Below are 20,088 nucleotides of genomic sequence, written 5' to 3' on the forward strand. Positions count from 1 at the left end.
CACACCGTAGTGTGGGGAAAAGGGTGTACATAAGCTTACGGATTATTAGTACTACTCGACTATGACATTACTGCCTTTACATCTATAGCCTATCAACGTGGTCATCTCCCACGATCCTTAAAAGAAATCTCATCTTGTGGTGGGTTTCGCGCTTATATGCTTTCAGCGCTTATCCCTTCCAAACGTAGCTACTCTGCGGTGCTCCTGGCGGAACAACAGATACACTAGAGGTTTGTCCAATTCGGTCCTCTCGTACTAGAATCAGATCCACTCAAATTTCTTGCGCCCACAGTAGATAGAGACCGAACTGTCTCACGACGTTCTGAACCCAGCTCGCGTGCCACTTTAATGGGCGAACAGCCCAACCCTTGGGACCTTCTCCAGCCCCAGGATGTGACGAGCCGACATCGAGGTGCCAAACCCCCCCGTCGATATGAGCTCTTGGGGGAGATCAGCCTGTTATCCCCGGCGTACCTTTTATCCTTTGAGCGATGGCCCTTCCATGCGGAACCACCGGATCACTATGCTCTACTTTCGTACCTGATCGACCTGTATGTCTCTCAGTCAAGCTCCCTTATGCCATTGCACTCTACGCACGGTTACCAAGCGTACTGAGGGAACCTTTAGAAGCCTCCGTTACTCTTTTGGAGGCGACCACCCCAGTCAAACTACCCACCAAGCAATGTCCCCCGCAATCACGGGGTTAGGCCTCAGATAAACAAAGGGTTGTATTTCAACAATGACTCCACAACGCCTAGCGACGCCACTTCACAGTCTCCAACCTATCCTACACATCATTTATCCAAGGTCAATACTAAGCTATAGTAAAGGTGCACAGGGTCTTTTCGTCCCACTGCGGGTAAGCGGCATCTTCACCGCTACTACAATTTCACCGAGCTCATGGCTGAGACAGTGTCCAGATCGTTACACCATTCGTGCAGGTCGGAACTTACCCGACAAGGAATTTCGCTACCTTAGGACCGTTATAGTTACGGCCGCCGTTTACTGGGGCTTCAATTCAATGCTTCTCCGAAGATAACATCTCCTCTTAACCTTCCAGCACCGGGCAGGTGTCAGGCCCTATACTTCATCTTACGATTTTGCAGAGCCCTGTGTTTTTGATAAACAGTCGCCTGGACCTCTTCACTGCGGCCAGCATTGCTGCTGGCGACCTTTCTCCCGAAGTTACAGGTCTATTTTGCCTAATTCCTTAGCCATGAATCTCTCGAGCACCTTAGGATTCTCTCCTCAACTACCTGTGTCGGTTTACGGTACTGGTACTAATTACCTGAAGTTTAGAGGTTTTTCTTGGAAGCCCTTAGGCGCACTATCTCTTCAACCGAAGTCTCCGAGTACTATCGTATTTCCCCAAGCCGTGTGGATTTGCCTGCACAGCTTATAGGTAGGTACTTCAACGAACTATTCCGTCAGTTCGCGGCGCTTTCATCACTCCGTCACCCCATCACAGTAATTAGTAGTACGGGAATATTAACCCGTTAGCCATCGACTGTCCCTTTCGGGTTCGCCTTAGGACCAGACTAACCCACAGCTGATTAGCATAGCTGTGGAAACCTTAGTTTTTCGGTGTGCGGGTTTCTCGCCCGCATTATCGTTACTTATGCCTACATTTTCTTTTCTAACCAGTCCAGCATACCTTACGATACACCTTCAACCCTGTTAGAATGCTCCCCTACCACTTACAGTAAACTGTAAATCCATAGCTTCGGTAATATGTTTATGCCCGATTATTATCCATGCTCGTCCGCTCGACTAGTGAGCTGTTACGCACTCTTTAAATGAATGGCTGCTTCCAAGCCAACATCCTAGCTGTCTGGGCAGACAAACCTCGTTCTTTCAACTTAACATATATTTGGGGACCTTAGCTGATGGTCTGGGTTCTTTCCCTCTCGGACTTGGACCTTAGCACCCAAGCCCTCACTGTTGTGAAACATTATATAGCATTCGGAGTTTGTCAGGAATTGGTAGGCGGTGAAGCCCCCGCATCCAATCAGTAGCTCTACCTCTATATAACTTTATGCACAACGCTGCACCTAAATGCATTTCGGGGAGTACGAGCTATTTCCGAGTTTGATTGGCCTTTCACCCCTACCCACAGGTCATCCGAAGACTTTTCAACGTCAACCGGTTCGGTCCTCCACTGTGTGTTACCACAGCTTCAACCTGCCCATGGGTAGATCACACGGTTTCGCGTCTAACACTACTGACTAAAGCGCCCTATTCAGACTCGCTTTCGCTACGGATCCGTGGCTTAACCACTTATCCTTGCCAGCAACGTTAACTCGTAGGCTCATTATGCAAAAGGCACGCCGTCACCCCACGAAAGGGCTCCGACCGCTTGTAAGCGTATGGTTTCAGGATCTATTTCACTCCGTTATTCACGGTTCTTTTCACCTTTCCCTCACGGTACTGGTTCACTATCGGTCTCTCAGGAGTATTTAGCCTTAGCGGATGGTCCCGCCAAATTCAGACAGGGTTTCACGTGCCCCGCCCTACTCAGGATACCACTATCCTTTACACTCATTACCTATACGGGACTATCACCCTCTATGGTTCTACTTTCCAGTAGATTCTAATTCTTTGTGCAAGAAATCTCGTGGTCCTACAACCCCAATCATGCCGTAACATGGTTGGTTTGGGCTAATCCGCGTTCGCTCGCCACTACTTACGGAATCACTTTTGTTTTCTTCTCCTCCGCCTACTTAGATGTTTCAGTTCAGCGGGTTTGCCCACCTATCGGTGTACTATGTCTTCAACATAGTGGGTTGCCCCATTCAGGTATCTACGGATCAATTCGTGTGTGCCGATCCCCGTAGCTTTTCGCAGCTTATCACGCCTTTCATCGCCTCTGAGAGCCAAGGCATCCCCCATACGCCCTTATTTTGCTTATTGTACCAATCATAATTTAATATGACCGTTTTTTTTTGTTTTTATATTTTGTATTGCTACTCAATAAAAACGCTTTCTACTTTTTATTATTTTCTTATCTCAATATGTCAATGAACTTTTTCTTTTTAGATTAAGAAAATAGAGATTAGAGTATAGACTTAATCTATATTCTTTTTTTCTATATTCTATCTTCTTAAAGATAGTGGAGAATAACGGAGTCGAACCGTTGACCTCCTGCGTGCAAGGCAGGCGCTCTAGCCAGCTGAGCTAATCCCCCATTTTTAAAATGATGATGAATTATGAGTTATGAATTCACTCATAAATGCTCAACTTCTAAAATTTCCTTTTATTTAAGTTTTAAATAGTAGTCCCGGGCAGACTCGAACTGCCGACCCCTACATTATCAGTGTAGTACTCTAACCAGCTGAGCTACGAGACTCTGTTTTACTTAAATTTATTATTTGAACTAACAGCAGAGTAATATAATCTTTAGAGATGAACCTTTAGTATCTTTCGTCTTCTTTCCCTAGCGTGCATATAGCTAACACTAAGGCTCTAGAAAGGAGGTGTTCCAGCCGCACCTTCCGGTACGGCTACCTTGTTACGACTTAGCCCTAGTTACCAGTTTTACCCTAGGCAGCTCCTTGCGGTCACCGACTTCAGGCACCCCCAGCTTCCATGGCTTGACGGGCGGTGTGTACAAGGCCCGGGAACGTATTCACCGGATCATGGCTGATATCCGATTACTAGCGATTCCAGCTTCACGGAGTCGAGTTGCAGACTCCGATCCGAACTGTGACCGGTTTTATAGATTCGCTCCTGGTCGCCCAGTGGCTGCTCTCTGTACCGGCCATTGTAGCACGTGTGTAGCCCAAGGCGTAAGGGCCGTGATGATTTGACGTCATCCCCACCTTCCTCACAGTTTGCACTGGCAGTCTTGTTAGAGTTCCCGACATGACTCGCTGGCAACTAACAACAGGGGTTGCGCTCGTTATAGGACTTAACCTGACACCTCACGGCACGAGCTGACGACAACCATGCAGCACCTTGTAATTTGTCTTGCGAAAAATCTGTTTCCAAATCGGTCAAACTACATTTAAGCCTTGGTAAGGTTCCTCGCGTATCATCGAATTAAACCACATGCTCCACCGCTTGTGCGGGCCCCCGTCAATTCCTTTGAGTTTCATTCTTGCGAACGTACTCCCCAGGTGGGATACTTATCACTTTCGCTTAGCCACTGAGATTGCTCCCAACAGCTAGTATCCATCGTTTACGGCGTGGACTACCAGGGTATCTAATCCTGTTCGCTACCCACGCTTTCGTCCATCAGCGTCAATCAATTAGTAGTAACCTGCCTTCGCAATTGGTATTCCATGTAATCTCTAAGCATTTCACCGCTACACTACATATTCTAGTTACTTCCTAATAATTCAAGTTTAGCAGTATCAATGGCCGTTCCACCGTTGAGCGATGGGCTTTCACCACTGACTTACTAAACCGCCTACGGACCCTTTAAACCCAATGATTCCGGATAACGCTTGGATCCTCCGTATTACCGCGGCTGCTGGCACGGAGTTAGCCGATCCTTATTCTTACAGTACCGTCAAGCTGGTTCACGAACCAGGGTTTCTTCCTGTATAAAAGCAGTTTACAATCCATAGGACCGTCATCCTGCACGCGGCATGGCTGGATCAGGCTTGCGCCCATTGTCCAATATTCCTCACTGCTGCCTCCCGTAGGAGTCTGGTCCGTGTCTCAGTACCAGTGTGGGGGATCTCCCTCTCAGGACCCCTACCCATCGTAGCCTTGGTAAGCCGTTACCTTACCAACTAGCTAATGGGACGCATGCTCATCTTTTACCGTTGTGACTTTAATTGCTGAATGATGCCATTCTGCAATGCTATGAGGTATTAATCCAAATTTCTCTGGGCTATCCCTCTGTAAAAGGTAGATTGCATACGCGTTACGCACCCGTGCGCCGGTCTCTGCTCCCGAAGAAGCATACCCCTCGACTTGCATGTGTTAAGCCTGCCGCTAGCGTTCATCCTGAGCCAGGATCAAACTCTTCATCGTATATTTTTTATATTATATTGCGACTCAGATTCTATCGGTTATATTCAAATCTTGCGATTCTATTACTCTTTATTATTTGTTTCGAAATCTCTTTCGAAACGGCTGTCAATTCAATATGTCTAAGAACTTTCTCTTTATTTTTGTGTCGCTTGTTTCTCAAAGCGAGTGCAAAAGTAATGAACTCCTTTTTAACTGGCAAGATATTTTTGAAGTTTTTTTTAGAAATTTTTATTTCTAATTTCACTTCTTATCTTAGCAGTATTTCAAGGAACTTCGCTTCTTTTGCGGGGTGCAAATGTAACTTTCGTTTTCCAAACTCACAAGCTTTTTTTAATCTTTATTTTTAAAACTTTCGTTTCTAATTTTAATTGTTTGCTTGTCAGTATTTCAGTGAACGTCTTGTTTGTTGCGGGTGCAAAACTACCACCTTTTTATAGATAAACAATACTTTCCGCTTGTGTTTTTGCGTTTATTTTTTGATTATTTCTTAATGTATTGATAACACTATCTTTACGATTTGGTTGTTTTTGAGTTTTATGAGGTTTTTCTGCGGGACAGCATTCTCTTTCCTTGTTTTCACTCTCTTTTACTGGGGTTCTCGCGAAGACGCAAAGACAGAAAGCTTATTATATTGTCGTTAAATAGGTAGCATATCCTGTATTTTACCCCTACTAGCCCTGATAGAAGCGGAAATCCTTGCCCTTTTTTCTTTAAAAAGGACAAGATTGAAGCGCATAGCAGGTAAAAGCTCCTAAAAAATTGTAATGCTTGATTCCTTTGATTCGTGTCTCCTATATATAATGAGTAATCACACCTATATATAAGGTAGAAAAGCTTCCTTAACATAGCAACCAATCTATATACCCAACACTAGATTGCTGTATAGACTACTTTTTACTTCTCCTCTTTTGTCATTCCCATAAATATTAACTTGAAATGATGCGCATGAAAAGAACCTATATCATTTGACATACATATACCGATGAACCTCTGAAGTCAGAAAACAACTCTTACTCTTGGACACGACAGAACCGATTATTAATATAAGCCTGTATTATGATTCACTTTTAATCAATTACTATTCAAAATCCAATTACTTATATATTCTTTGGCGTCTTTATTAATTTCATAAATAGCTATATTGAGCTCCATTCGTTCGTTTTTGTTTAAATAATGATTTAAAGTTTTAAATACTTTGAGACTTATTTTTTCATTATTGAGACTCTCAAGAACTTTTATGCTTTCATTCGGATCCACAAAAACATCATTATCTCCTATTATATACAAAGTAGGTATTTCAATTTTTTTATATATGGGAATGAAATCTTTTCTCAATAAATCGAAATAGGAACGATATGAAATGTACCATCCATAGTCCTCTTTATTGTAACCATATTTTTTTAAAGACTTAAATATGGTTTTTCTCAAAGTCGAATTGTCAAGCGTAGAATTGTCGTCAATGATTTTCTGAATGCTATCCATTACTGCAAATTTCATTTCGTCACTTGCATAATTAAGTGTTTTTTCTTGCTTATTAATACCTGTTTTAATTTGATATTTAAAAAGATCCTTAGCTCTTTGTACAGGGGCAGCCCATTGAATTAAAAAATCACACTTTACTCCTTTTTCGATGGATTCAATTGTAACAAGACCTCCAAAACTATGACCTAATAAACCGATTTTTTTATTCACAAACATTTTATCATTCTTCAAATCATTGAAAACAAAAGTAAAATCACTTACCATATTTGACAATGTGTACGCGTGAGTACTGTATTTCCCTCCTGTTAAACCGACACCTCTTTCGTCGTACCTAAAGACCGCTATTTTATTATCTAACAAATGTTGTGTTAAAAGAAAATGAGAATTTCTGGTATCTTTTCCAGATCCAGGCACAATTATTACAATTCTATCATAATTATCTTTAGGTGTAATCAATGTTCCTGAAATATTAAAATTTTCTTCAGCTTGCAATATTTGATAATTATGAAAATTATAATTATCAGCATTCTCAATGCTTTTTTCGTAAGGCATAATTTCTTGACTATAGCATTTTGCAACAAATAGAGTAAATAAAATTGCGAACTTAATTTTTAACATGTTTCTAGTTTAAAAGTTGGTGGATTCGAAAAATTTGATTTAGCAATTTTTACACTTAAAGCATATTTAAATGCAACAGGACTTTATTTTTTGTTTTAATTTAAAAAAAACGATGTACTCCTCCCCAAACTTCGTATAGTCAGAAAAAAGATTAAACAAAACTCCTAAAATCATCCCTCCAAAACTATCATAATAAAAAACATTAAATTGTTAACAAATACCTAAAATATTTAAAAATTTTCACATTAATTTATGCTGTATTCTAAAAATTAATAATTTACTTCAATTTATCATACTACTTTACGCTTAAAAAAATGGCTAAATCCGGAAGATATTATTGGATGGTTACTGATTTTGAAATTGATAAAGACCTGAATAATGAGATTGCAATTTTTTAAGCGGATACTAACCACAAATACTGTTATCATTAGGACTGAAAAGCGTTGCCGTACACAAACAATTTTTTCTTTCTTTACTAGTTAGAATTGCATAATTGACACAAGTTTTACAATTTTCCCAAAATTGCCTATCACTTGTCAATTCTCCATATGTTACAGGTTCAAAACCCAGTTCATGATTCATTTTCATTACTGCTAGACCAGTTGTAAGACTAAATATTTTAGCAGTTGGGTACATTTCAGCACTTAATTCAAAAATCTTTCTCTTGATACTTTTAGCTAATCCTGTATACCTAAATTCTGGTGCTACAATAAGTCCAGAATTTGAGACATAGCGACCGTTTTCCCAAGAAGATATAAAAGAAAAACCAGCCCATCTACCATCTGGTGCAAACGCAATAATAGCTTCTCCTTTTTTCATTTTTGTTTCAAGCAATTGAGGTGAACGCCCAGATATACCACTTCCACGAGCAATAGCAGATAAGAGCGTAACTTCACAAATTTCGTTTATCCACAAAATATGAATGGATCTTGCTTTTTCAATTTTAAAATCAATTGATTCTTTATCTACTGCATTGGCTAATAATACAGTTTTTTTGTTTCTACACTCAATAGTTGCCATAATAATTTGGAGATTATATCTACTTACTTATGCTAAAAAAACTAGCTACAGTATTACTTAGACTATTTGGGAAATTAGCAGAATAGCAATAAAGAAAACTATCGAAAATACCATTAAATTGACAACCCTATCTTTATTCTGCATAGATTTATTTGATACGTACGATTTTGTAATCTGCTTACTTCTAGATTTATTTGATTTCATATTCATTAGATTTATATGTTTGTTTTTTATTTTTTCTGTCAATTTTGTTACTATTAAATACCTAGACTTATTAATAAAAACAAATGGCATGCCAAAACAATTTAAAACAACAAAAGCTCTAATTATCAATTGATTAAAAAAAATTAAAATCTAGAAATTTATAAAACCTATCAAAATGATACGATTAGCTATTCATATTGATAAAATACTAAATAATTGTGCATTTACAATTTCTACAATCAGCCCAAGTGTTTACTGAATTAGATTATTGATCATGCCCTTAAAAATAAAACCATGAAAAGGTAACACAGAATACCAATATAATTTACCAAGAATTCCTTGCGGTCTGAAAGTAGCGGTTTGATATAAAGTATTATTAATTATTTCAAATTCCAGCCAAGCTTCGCCAGGTAATCTCATCTCTGCGAATAGAATTAATTTCCCCTGCTTTTTGTCAGCATATACTACACGCCAGAAATCTAAAGCATCTCCAGGATATAATGCCTTTTTATGAGTTCTACCTCTTCTTATCCCTACCCCTCCAAAAAGTTTATCAATAAACCCGCGCAGGTTCCACAGCCAATCTCCGTAATACCATCCTGTTTTTCCACCTATCGCCCAGATTTTTTCTATAGTATGTTCGCGGTTAACAATTTCTTTTTTTCTGCTATCAATAAAACAGTTCTTTTTGGGCACTTCTAGAAACTGACTTAAGTTACCTTTAAACTGACCACTAATAAGGGAATCTTTCCAACTTGAAATAATATCATCATCTTCTATTTTTTGCAATGCCCGTTGCAATGCCAACTCATAAGAAATGGGTTCGATTCTCAAAAGTGTATTAATTCTGTTGTCATTGCAAATGACTTCAACTTTCATACTGCTCACTAATGCAGATGCCAGTTTATAAGAGGTTGACGTTACAAAATATAACCAATAAGAAGATAATTTTGGAGTCATGACCGGGATTGTGTAAATATATCGTTTCAATTTTTTTGCTTTAGCAAATTGCAATAGCATTTCTTTATAAGTCAGGATATCAGGTCCACCAATATCAAAAATCTGATTATAGGCTTGAGGATTTAATAGCGATTTGGATAAAAATTCTAAGACGTCTGTAATTGCAATAGGCTGACATTTTGTGTTCAACCATTTTGGAGTAATCATTACAGGCAGTTTATCTACCAAATCACGTATAATTTCGAATGAGGCGCTTCCAGAACCAACAATTATTCCAGCTCGTAAAGTAATTGTTGGAATTTCTCCACTACATAAAATTCCCTCAACTGCTTTTCTTGAAGTTAAATGTTTAGACAAAGACGTATCATTTACAATTCCCCCTAAGTAAATAATCTGCTTTGCTAATGTATTATTAAGTTTATTGGTAAAATTAGTAGCCGCCATACTTTCCAATTGATCATAATTAGTTACAGGGTCAGACATAGAGTGAATTAAATAATAAGCAGCATCAATATCATCAGGTATATTCACAAGGCTGTTTGCATCTAGAAAGTCTACTTTGATGACTTCTACATTTTGTCTTATAATTTCAGGATAATAAAACCTGCTTTTATCCCTTACACAACAAATTACTGTATGCCCGTTTTTTATCAATAAAGGCAAAAGTCGTTTCCCAATATATCCTGTTGCTCCTGTTAATAGAATTCTCATACTTGTATCGTTATAATTTAAAAGTTACAAGTCCATAATCCAAAGGGAAAATTTGTCCTGATATGGATGCAGCACTTTCAGAAATGAGAAAACAAGCCATTGTAGCAACTTCTTCCACATGCAGATAATTTTTCATAGGGTGACGTTCTTTCATGTTTTCTTTCATTCTTTCATTTCTCAAAATCGATGCCGAAAGAGTAGTTTCAGTAATAGTGGGTGCAATAGCATTGACCCTTATTACACCAGCCATTTCAGCTCCAAGAGATTTCACTAATCCTTCTACAGCTGATTTTGCAGCCGAAATACTGGCATGAAAAGGCATTCCTAACTTCGTAGCAACAGTACTAAACAAAAGAATGGATGGGTCAGTCCCTTTTTTTAGAACTGGCAAATATTTTTGTATAACCTTAACTGCTCCAAGAACATTGATTTCAAAATCATGCCTAAAATCCTCGATACTTAAACTCTGAATTGGTTTAAGAGTTATAGATCCAGGACAATAAATTAAAGAATCGATACTGTCTAGCTCCGGAAGATTATCTTGAAGAATATCTATAGAAAAATGAAACAGATTAGGATGTAAAATATCAGGCGCAGTACGGCTAAGGTTATACACTAAATTGTTCTCCAGTTGCTGATTTAATATAGCATTACCAATTCCTTTACTTCCTCCTATAATTACAATATTTTTCATGTTAAAAAAAAATAAATTACTACTACACTGCTAATTATTTTATATCCAACGCACACACCAACTATATATAACACTAAAATTCAACTAATTACATAGTGATTTCAATTTCAAAAAAAAGTCATTTCTACCATCTATTAAAGATAATAAATGTTTAATCATTTCTGTAAAAACTAAAACAAAACAATACTTTTTATTTCAAAACTTATATATCCTGAGAAAAAAGATTAATTTTGTTTAACAATTAAACGAAAAAATTAAACAAATTAAAATTTGAAAGCAATTATAAAGAAGATAGATAATACCATTTTGAGTGAAATTCAAATGGACCGAATAATTGAGATGGCTTGGGAAGACCGAACACCATTTGATGCTATAAAATTTCAGTTTGGATTAACAGAAGATGAAGTAAAAGCCTTAATGAAAAAGGAATTAAAATTTAATAGTTATAAATTGTGGCGAGAACGTGTTGAAAAATCAACAACTAAACATACAGCCAAAAGAAATATTGAAATAGATCGATTTAAATGTAATAGACAAAGAGCCATATCAAATAATAAAATCTCAAAGCGTCAAAAAACATAAAAAAAAATTATAGCTACAATACATCTAAAGAAAGCAAACATTATTACATGCGTAAAATTTAAAGTTAACATAAAAACCAGTCATTAAACAAATTTGACTTTGCTTAACATCAAATATTACAACGATATTCAAAAATTGAAAAAAAAAACTGTAAATATTATATGGTTTAAACGTGATCTTCGCTTTACAGATCATGAACCGCTTTTTATGGCACAGCAAGAAAATATTCCATTACTGATGGTTTATTTTTTTGAGCCATCTATAATGTCTTATCTTGATTCTGATGTGCGCCATTGGCGATTTATTTATGAATCATTGCAGGAAATGCAGACCAAATTAAAAACAATCAATGCTAAACTTTATTATTTTCATCAGGAAGTCCAAACAGTTTTTGAGCAATTATGTAGTGTTTATGATGTAAAAACAGTTTTCTCGCATCAAGAAATTGGAAATAAAATCACTTTTGATAGAGATATTGCTATCCAAGCTTTTTTCGATGAAAACAAAATCATTTGGTCACAGTCTCAGCTCCACGGTGTAATAAGAAGATTAAAATCGAAACAGGAATGGGAACAACGCTGGGAAGATGTTATGAGAGCAACTCCTAAGATAATTGATTTTAAAGCTTTTAAATTTGAAAATTTAGATCCATTTTTTTACCAAAATTTAAGTGGAGAACTACTTTCTAAAGACATTACAGAACACAAAGTAAACTTTCAACAAGGTGGAGAATATTGGGCATGGCGGTATTTAGACAGCTTTGCAAAGGAACGTCACATTAATTACAGCAGGCACATATCTAAACCTGATTTAAGTCGAAAAGGTTGTAGCCGTCTGTCTCCCTATTTAACATACGGAAACATAAGCATGCGAATGGTCTATCAATATATGAATCAGTTTTACGAAACATCTTCAAACAAAAAAGCCATGCTCAATTTTGTATCGCGTCTTCACTGGCATTGCCATTTTATGCAAAAATTTGAAAACGATTGCACTATCGAATTTCAAAATATAAATAAAGATTTTGATTCACTAGTAAAACCAAAAAACGATATATATATAAAGGCATGGCAGGAAGGAACAACTGGAGTTCCAATTGTTGATGCCTGTATGCGATGCTTAGCACAAACAGGTTACCTAAACTTTAGAATGCGCGCCTTAGTAGTTTCCTTTTTCACTTTTAATTTATGGCAGGACTGGCGAGAGCTTCATTTTCTCGCTAGACAATTTTTAGATTACGAACCTGGCATCCATTATCCACAAATTCAAATGCAAGCAGGGACAACTACAGGTGGAACTATTAGAATATACAGTCCAATAAAAAATTCAGAAGAACATGATCCAGACGGTATTTTTATAAAAAAATGGATACCAGAGCTCGCTGAAATTCCTTCAAAATTAATTCATGAACCATGGAAATTAAATCTTATCGAACAGCAGTTCTATAACTGTGAAATTGGAAAAGATTATCCTGAACCGATTGTTGATATCGAGCAGACTAGAAAATATGCAAGCGATATTGTATGGCAATACAGAAATAAACAAAAAAATGAAAGGAGTAAAGAAACAAAACCTGCCCAATAAAATCTGCATTGTCTGCAAGAGGTCATTTGAATGGAGGAAAAAATGGGAAAAAGTTTGGGAAGAAGTAAAATACTGCAGTGATAAATGCAGAAGCAGTAAATTAAAATGAAAAAAACTTTAAGACTAATTCTTGGCGATCAGCTAAACGAAAATCATTCTTGGTTTAATACCGTTGATGATTCAATATGGTATGTAATGATGGAGATTAGATCTGAAACAGATTATGCTGTCCATCATATTCAGAAAGTGATAGGGATTTTTAGTGCAATGAGGAATTTTGCTTCAAACTTAGAATTAAATAAACATCAAGTAATATATATAAGATTAAATGATGAATACAACCTACAGTCTTTCAATGAAAATTGTAAAAGATTAATGTCGTGCTATGCTTTTACTCATTTCGAATATCAATTACCGGATGAATATCGTGTAGATCAAGTTCTCCTAAATTTTTGCAAAACAATTTCTCATAACGTATTTGATACAGAGCATTTTTTTACTTCTCGGAATGAGTTGGGAGATTTTTTTGAAGGTAAGAAAACGTATTTAATGGAAAGTTTTTACAGAGCTATGCGTACAAAACATACTATTTTGATGCAAAGTGGCAAACCGCTAACGGGTCAATGGAATTATGACAGTGACAACCGCAAAAAGCTACCCAAAAATCATAAACCTATTGAGCCATTAGTTTTCAATAATGACGTTTCAACTATTTTTGAAACAATCAATAAAACCAATGTAAAAACAATTGGTAAAATCGATCCTAAAAACTTTGTATGGCCTGTAAATAGAATACAGTCTCTAGAGCTGTTAGAATTCTTTGTAACCGAGTGCCTGCATTTATTTGGGAGTTACCAAGATGCAATGTCACCAAACGAATGGTCACTTTATCATTCTAGGATTTCATTCTCCATGAATATTAAAATGATTTCTCCACTTGAAGTCATTGAAAGAGCAATTACTGAATGGGAAAAAAGACCAAATGAAATTCAATACAATCAACTAGAAGGTTTTGTGCGCCAAATTATTGGCTGGAGGGAATACATGAGAGGAATGTATTGGCTTAAAATGCCAGAGTATGCAACACTAAATTTTTTCAACAATAAAGAAAAACTACCAATATGGTTTTGGACAGGAAAAACAAAAATGAATTGTGTAAAAGATGCAGTAAATCAATCATTAAATCATGCCTATGCGCATCATATTCAACGTCTAATGATTACAGGCAATTTCGCTCTTCTTGCTGGAATTGATCCTGACGAAGTAGATCAATGGTATCTTGGAATATATATTGATGCTTTTGAATGGGTTGAGATTACAAATACAAGAGGAATGAGCCAATATGCAGATGGTGGAACCGTTGGTACTAAACCCTACGTAAGTTCAGCAACGTACATCGATAAAATGAGTCATTATTGCAGTAGCTGCTTTTATAATAAAGCAGTAAAAACCGGAAACAAAGCCTGTCCATTTAACAGTTTATATTGGAATTTTTTTAATAGAAATGAACACAAGTTAGGCAATAATCAAAGAACGGGCATGATGTATAACATTTGGCGCAAAATGAATCCGAAAGATAGAACAGCGCTGTTAGAACAAGCAACTTATTATTTGAAAAATATAAATGAATTATAATATGTCATAATTCTGTCATTTTAACTGAACCACTTGAGTAATTTTATACACAACATATTGAAAAAAAAAAATCTGGTTATGAAATGTTTTTTAGGTAGTTAAAATAAAAGCTATAGGATCTTTAAACTGTTTATGCATAATTCTATAAAAACTATTTTGTGTTAGTTAATTGTGAAGATTCTTCGTTCCTCAGAAGGACAAAATTTGGCAAAAAAAAACCTGTTTCGTTAGAAACAGGGTTTTAAAGAAAGGCGACGACATACTCTCCCACATAACTGCAGTACCATCTGCGCAGGCGGGCTTAACTACTCTGTTCGGGATGGGAAGAGGTGAGCCCCGCCGCAATAACCACCTTAAGGTCGTTAGTTGCTTTGGACAACTTTTCAAGTGTTAATTACTAATTCTTGTTTAGTAATTATCAAGTGAACAATATCTTAACACACTGAGATAAAGAAAAATATAATTTATTTAGAAAGTTTCTCCCCCACACCGTAGTGTGGGGAAAAGGGTGTACATAAGCTTACGGATTATTAGTACTACTCGACTATGACATTACTGCCTTTACATCTATAGCCTATCAACGTGGTCATCTCCCACGATCCTTAAAAGAAATCTCATCTTGTGGTGGGTTTCGCGCTTATATGCTTTCAGCGCTTATCCCTTCCAAACGTAGCTACTCTGCGGTGCTCCTGGCGGAACAACAGATACACTAGAGGTTTGTCCAATTCGGTCCTCTCGTACTAGAATCAGATCCACTCAAATTTCTTGCGCCCACAGTAGATAGAGACCGAACTGTCTCACGACGTTCTGAACCCAGCTCGCGTGCCACTTTAATGGGCGAACAGCCCAACCCTTGGGACCTTCTCCAGCCCCAGGATGTGACGAGCCGACATCGAGGTGCCAAACCCCCCCGTCGATATGAGCTCTTGGGGGAGATCAGCCTGTTATCCCCGGCGTACCTTTTATCCTTTGAGCGATGGCCCTTCCATGCGGAACCACCGGATCACTATGCTCTACTTTCGTACCTGATCGACCTGTATGTCTCTCAGTCAAGCTCCCTTATGCCATTGCACTCTACGCACGGTTACCAAGCGTACTGAGGGAACCTTTAGAAGCCTCCGTTACTCTTTTGGAGGCGACCACCCCAGTCAAACTACCCACCAAGCAATGTCCCCCGCAATCACGGGGTTAGGCCTCAGATAAACAAAGGGTTGTATTTCAACAATGACTCCACAACGCCTAGCGACGCCACTTCACAGTCTCCAACCTATCCTACACATCATTTATCCAAGGTCAATACTAAGCTATAGTAAAGGTGCACAGGGTCTTTTCGTCCCACTGCGGGTAAGCGGCATCTTCACCGCTACTACAATTTCACCGAGCTCATGGCTGAGACAGTGTCCAGATCGTTACACCATTCGTGCAGGTCGGAACTTACCCGACAAGGAATTTCGCTACCTTAGGACCGTTATAGTTACGGCCGCCGTTTACTGGGGCTTCAATTCAATGCTTCTCCGAAGATAACATCTCCTCTTAACCTTCCAGCACCGGGCAGGTGTCAGGCCCTATACTTCATCTTACGATTTTGCAGAGCCCTGTGTTTTTGATAAACAGTCGCCTGGACCTCTTCACTGCGGCCAGCATTGCTGCTGGCGACCTTTCTCCCGAAGTTACAGGTCTATTTTGCCTAATTCCTTAGCCATGAATCTCTCGAGCACCTTAGGATTCTCTCCTCAACTACCTGTGTCGGTTTACGGTACTGGTACTAATTACCTGAAGTTTAGAGGTTTTTCTTGGAAGCCCTTAGGCGCACTATCTCTTCAACCGAAGTCTCCGAGTACTATCGTATTTCCCCAAGCCGTGTGGATTTGCCTGCACAGCTTATAGGTAGGTACTTCAACGAACTATTCCGTCAGTTCGCGGCGCTTTCATCACTCCGTCACCCCATCACAGTAATTAGTAGTACGGGAATATTAACCCGTTAGCCATCGACTGTCCCTTTCGGGTTCGCCTTAGGACCAGACTAACCCACAGCTGATTAGCATAGCTGTGGAAACCTTAGTTTTTCGGTGTGCGGGTTTCTCGCCCGCATTATCGTTACTTATGCCTACATTTTCTTTTCTAACCAGTCCAGCATACCTTACGATACACCTTCAACCCTGTTAGAATGCTCCCCTACCACTTACAGCATAGCTGTAAATCCATAGCTTCGGTAATATGTTTATGCCCGATTATTATCCATGCTCGTCCGCTCGACTAGTGAGCTGTTACGCACTCTTTAAATGAATGGCTGCTTCCAAGCCAACATCCTAGCTGTCTGGGCAGACAAACCTCGTTCTTTCAACTTAACATATATTTGGGGACCTTAGCTGATGGTCTGGGTTCTTTCCCTCTCGGACTTGGACCTTAGCACCCAAGCCCTCACTGTTGTGAAACATTATATAGCATTCGGAGTTTGTCAGGAATTGGTAGGCGGTGAAGCCCCCGCATCCAATCAGTAGCTCTACCTCTATATAACTTTATGCACAACGCTGCACCTAAATGCATTTCGGGGAGTACGAGCTATTTCCGAGTTTGATTGGCCTTTCACCCCTACCCACAGGTCATCCGAAGACTTTTCAACGTCAACCGGTTCGGTCCTCCACTGTGTGTTACCACAGCTTCAACCTGCCCATGGGTAGATCACACGGTTTCGCGTCTAACACTACTGACTAAAGCGCCCTATTCAGACTCGCTTTCGCTACGGATCCATGGCTTAACCACTTATCCTTGCCAGCAACGTTAACTCGTAGGCTCATTATGCAAAAGGCACGCCGTCACCCCACGAAAGGGCTCCGACCGCTTGTAAGCGTATGGTTTCAGGATCTATTTCACTCCGTTATTCACGGTTCTTTTCACCTTTCCCTCACGGTACTGGTTCACTATCGGTCTCTCAGGAGTATTTAGCCTTAGCGGATGGTCCCGCCAAATTCAGACAGGGTTTCACGTGCCCCGCCCTACTCAGGATACCACTATCCTTTACACTCATTACCTATACGGGACTATCACCCTCTATGGTTCTACTTTCCAGTAGATTCTAATTCTTTGTGCAAGAAATATCGTGGTCCTACAACCCCAATCATGCCGTAACATGGTTGGTTTGGGCTAATCCGCGTTCGCTCGCCACTACTTACGGAATCACTTTTGTTTTCTTCTCCTCCGCCTACTTAGATGTTTCAGTTCAGCGGGTTTGCCCACCTATCGGTGTACTATGTCTTCAACATAGTGGGTTGCCCCATTCAGGTATCTACGGATCAATTCGTGTGTGCCGATCCCCGTAGCTTTTCGCAGCTTATCACGCCTTTCATCGCCTCTGAGAGCCAAGGCATCCCCCATACGCCCTTATTTTGCTTATTGTACCAATCATAATTTAATATGACCGTTTTTTTTTGTTTTTATCTTTTGTATTACTACTCAATAAAAACGCTTTCTACTTTTTATTATTTTCTTATCTCAATATGTCAATGAACTTTTTCTTTTTAGAATAAAGAAAATAGAGATTAGAGTATAGACTTAATCTATATTCTTTTTTTCTATATTCTATCTTCTTAAAGATAGTGGAGAATAACGGAGTCGAACCGTTGACCTCCTGCGTGCAAGGCAGGCGCTCTAGCCAGCTGAGCTAATCCCCCATTTTTAAAATGATGATGAATTATGAGTTATGAATTCACTCATAAATGCTCAACTTCTAAAATTTCCTTTTATTTAAGTTTTAAATAGTAGTCCCGGGCAGACTCGAACTGCCGACCCCTACATTATCAGTGTAGTACTCTAACCAGCTGAGCTACGAGACTCTGTTTTACTTAAATTTATTATTTGAACTAACAGCAGAGTAATATAATCTTTAGAGATGAACCTTTAGTATCTTTCGTCTTCTTTCCCTAGCGTGCATATAGCTAACACTAAGGCTCTAGAAAGGAGGTGTTCCAGCCGCACCTTCCGGTACGGCTACCTTGTTACGACTTAGCCCTAGTTACCAGTTTTACCCTAGGCAGCTCCTTGCGGTCACCGACTTCAGGCACCCCCAGCTTCCATGGCTTGACGGGCGGTGTGTACAAGGCCCGGGAACGTATTCACCGGATCATGGCTGATATCCGATTACTAGCGATTCCAGCTTCACGGAGTCGAGTTGCAGACTCCGATCCGAACTGTGACCGGTTTTATAGATTCGCTCCTGGTCGCCCAGTGGCTGCTCTCTGTACCGGCCATTGTAGCACGTGTGTAGCCCAAGGCGTAAGGGCCGTGATGATTTGACGTCATCCCCACCTTCCTCACAGTTTGCACTGGCAGTCTTGTTAGAGTTCCCGACATGACTCGCTGGCAACTAACAACAGGGGTTGCGCTCGTTATAGGACTTAACCTGACACCTCACGGCACGAGCTGACGACAACCATGCAGCACCTTGTAATTTGTCTTGCGAAAAATCTGTTTCCAAATCGGTCAAACTACATTTAAGCCTTGGTAAGGTTCCTCGCGTATCATCGAATTAAACCACATGCTCCACCGCTTGTGCGGGCCCCCGTCAATTCCTTTGAGTTTCATTCTTGCGAACGTACTCCCCAGGTGGGATACTTATCACTTTCGCTTAGCCACTGAGATTGCTCCCAACAGCTAGTATCCATCGTTTACGGCGTGGACTACCAGGGTATCTAATCCTGTTCGCTACCCACGCTTTCGTCCATCAGCGTCAATCAATTAGTAGTAACCTGCCTTCGCAATTGGTATTCCATGTAATCTCTAAGCATTTCACCGCTACACTACATATTCTAGTTACTTCCTAATAATTCAAGTTTAGCAGTATCAATGGCCGTTCCACCGTTGAGCGATGGGCTTTCACCACTGACTTACTAAACCGCCTACGGACCCTTTAAACCCAATGATTCCGGATAACGCTTGGATCCTCCGTATTACCGCGGCTGCTGGCACGGAGTTAGCCGATCCTTATTCTTACAGTACCGTCAAGCTGGTTCACGAACCAGGGTTTCTTCCTGTATAAAAGCAGTTTACAATCCATAGGACCGTCATCCTGCACGCGGCATGGCTGGATCAGGCTTGCGCCCATTGTCCAATATTCCTCACTGCTGCCTCCCGTAGGAGTCTGGTCCGTGTCTCAGTACCAGTGTGGGGGATCTCCCTCTCAGGACCCCTACCCATCGTAGCCTTGGTAAGCCGTTACCTTACCAACTAGCTAATGGGACGCATGCTCATCTTTTACCGTTGTGACTTTAATTGCTGAATGATGCCATTCTGCAATGCTATGAGGTATTAATCCAAATTTCTCTGGGCTATCCCTCTGTAAAAGGTAGATTGCATACGCGTTACGCACCCGTGCGCCGGTCTCTGCTCCCGAAGAAGCATACCCCTCGACTTGCATGTGTTAAGCCTGCCGCTAGCGTTCATCCTGAGCCAGGATCAAACTCTTCATCGTATATTTTTTATATTATATTGCGACTCAGATTCTATCGGTTATATTCAAATCTTGCGATTCTATTACTCTTTATTATTTGTTTCGAAATCTCTTTCGAAACGGCTGTCAATTCAATATGTCTAAGAACTTTCTCTTTATTTTTGTGTCGCTT

8 protein-coding genes, 4 tRNA genes and 5 rRNA genes are annotated in these 20,088 nt (G+C 39.4%); 4 read left to right on the plus strand and 13 right to left on the minus strand.

Annotated elements, in window-relative coordinates:
• Positions 1-25 precede the first annotated feature (25 nt).
• The 8 genes from QWY99_RS15040 to QWY99_RS15075 form a co-directional block, all read right to left on the minus strand.
• A 23S ribosomal RNA gene (locus tag QWY99_RS15040) occupies positions 26-2,910 on the minus strand.
• Between the two features lie 200 nt (positions 2,911-3,110).
• A tRNA-Ala gene (locus QWY99_RS15045) sits at positions 3,111-3,184 on the minus strand.
• Between the two features lie 88 nt (positions 3,185-3,272).
• Positions 3,273-3,346 (minus strand) — tRNA-Ile (locus QWY99_RS15050).
• Positions 3,347-3,466: 120 nt separating this feature from the next.
• A 16S ribosomal RNA gene (locus QWY99_RS15055) occupies positions 3,467-4,980 on the minus strand.
• Together the 16S and 23S rRNA genes with 2 tRNA genes alongside form the textbook arrangement of a ribosomal RNA operon.
• A 1,071-nt stretch (positions 4,981-6,051) precedes the next feature.
• A complete protein-coding gene (locus QWY99_RS15060) occupies positions 6,052-7,080 on the minus strand; it encodes an alpha/beta hydrolase (protein ID WP_290266424.1) in 1,029 nt (342 codons plus the stop codon).
• Positions 7,081-7,485: 405 nt separating this feature from the next.
• On the minus strand, positions 7,486-8,100 hold the full coding sequence (locus QWY99_RS15065; protein WP_290266425.1) for a GNAT family N-acetyltransferase: 615 nt from the start codon (positions 8,098-8,100) through the stop codon (positions 7,486-7,488).
• Between the two features lie 456 nt (positions 8,101-8,556).
• Positions 8,557-9,975, minus strand: a complete 1,419-nt coding sequence (locus QWY99_RS15070; protein WP_290266426.1) for an SDR family oxidoreductase — start codon at positions 9,973-9,975, stop codon at positions 8,557-8,559.
• Positions 9,976-9,985: 10 nt separating this feature from the next.
• Positions 9,986-10,669: an SDR family NAD(P)-dependent oxidoreductase gene (locus QWY99_RS15075; RefSeq protein WP_290266427.1), complete on the minus strand. Its 684-nt coding sequence runs from the start codon at positions 10,667-10,669 to the stop codon at positions 9,986-9,988.
• A gap of 321 nt (positions 10,670-10,990) precedes the next feature.
• On the opposite strand from QWY99_RS15075, the gene QWY99_RS15080 reads away from it, so the two are divergent.
• The 4 genes from QWY99_RS15080 (at position 10,991) to QWY99_RS15095 (ending at position 14,470) form a co-directional block, all read left to right on the plus strand.
• Positions 10,991-11,251: a TIGR03643 family protein gene (locus tag QWY99_RS15080; protein WP_290268234.1), complete on the plus strand. Its 261-nt coding sequence runs from the start codon at positions 10,991-10,993 to the stop codon at positions 11,249-11,251.
• 135 nt (positions 11,252-11,386) lie between these two features.
• Complete coding sequence (locus tag QWY99_RS15085; RefSeq protein WP_290266428.1) at positions 11,387-12,835, plus strand: cryptochrome/deoxyribodipyrimidine photo-lyase family protein; 1,449 nt, start codon at positions 11,387-11,389, stop codon at positions 12,833-12,835.
• Positions 12,801-12,944 carry a DUF2256 domain-containing protein gene (locus QWY99_RS15090; protein ID WP_290266429.1) on the plus strand — a complete coding sequence of 48 codons (144 nt, stop codon included), beginning with the start codon at positions 12,801-12,803 and terminating at the stop codon, positions 12,942-12,944. The genes QWY99_RS15085 and QWY99_RS15090 overlap by 35 nt, the downstream gene beginning before the upstream one ends.
• A complete protein-coding gene (locus QWY99_RS15095) occupies positions 12,941-14,470 on the plus strand; it encodes a cryptochrome/photolyase family protein (protein WP_290266430.1) in 1,530 nt (509 codons plus the stop codon). Before QWY99_RS15090 ends, QWY99_RS15095 begins: the two co-directional genes overlap by 4 nt.
• Positions 14,471-14,716: 246 nt before the next feature.
• On the opposite strand, the gene rrf is transcribed toward QWY99_RS15095, so the two are convergent.
• The 5 genes from rrf to QWY99_RS15120 form a co-directional block, all read right to left on the minus strand.
• Positions 14,717-14,826, minus strand: a 5S ribosomal RNA gene (gene rrf, locus QWY99_RS15100).
• Between the two features lie 154 nt (positions 14,827-14,980).
• Positions 14,981-17,866 (minus strand): 23S ribosomal RNA (locus QWY99_RS15105).
• A gap of 201 nt (positions 17,867-18,067) precedes the next feature.
• Positions 18,068-18,141, minus strand: a tRNA-Ala gene (locus QWY99_RS15110).
• Between the two features lie 88 nt (positions 18,142-18,229).
• A tRNA-Ile gene (locus QWY99_RS15115) sits at positions 18,230-18,303 on the minus strand.
• A 120-nt stretch (positions 18,304-18,423) separates the two neighbouring features.
• A 16S ribosomal RNA gene (locus QWY99_RS15120) occupies positions 18,424-19,937 on the minus strand.
• Positions 19,938-20,088: the final 151 nt, after the last annotated feature.

The sequence above is a fragment of the Flavobacterium branchiarum genome, from assembly GCF_030409845.1.
GTDB classification, from domain to species: domain Bacteria; phylum Bacteroidota; class Bacteroidia; order Flavobacteriales; family Flavobacteriaceae; genus Flavobacterium; species Flavobacterium branchiarum.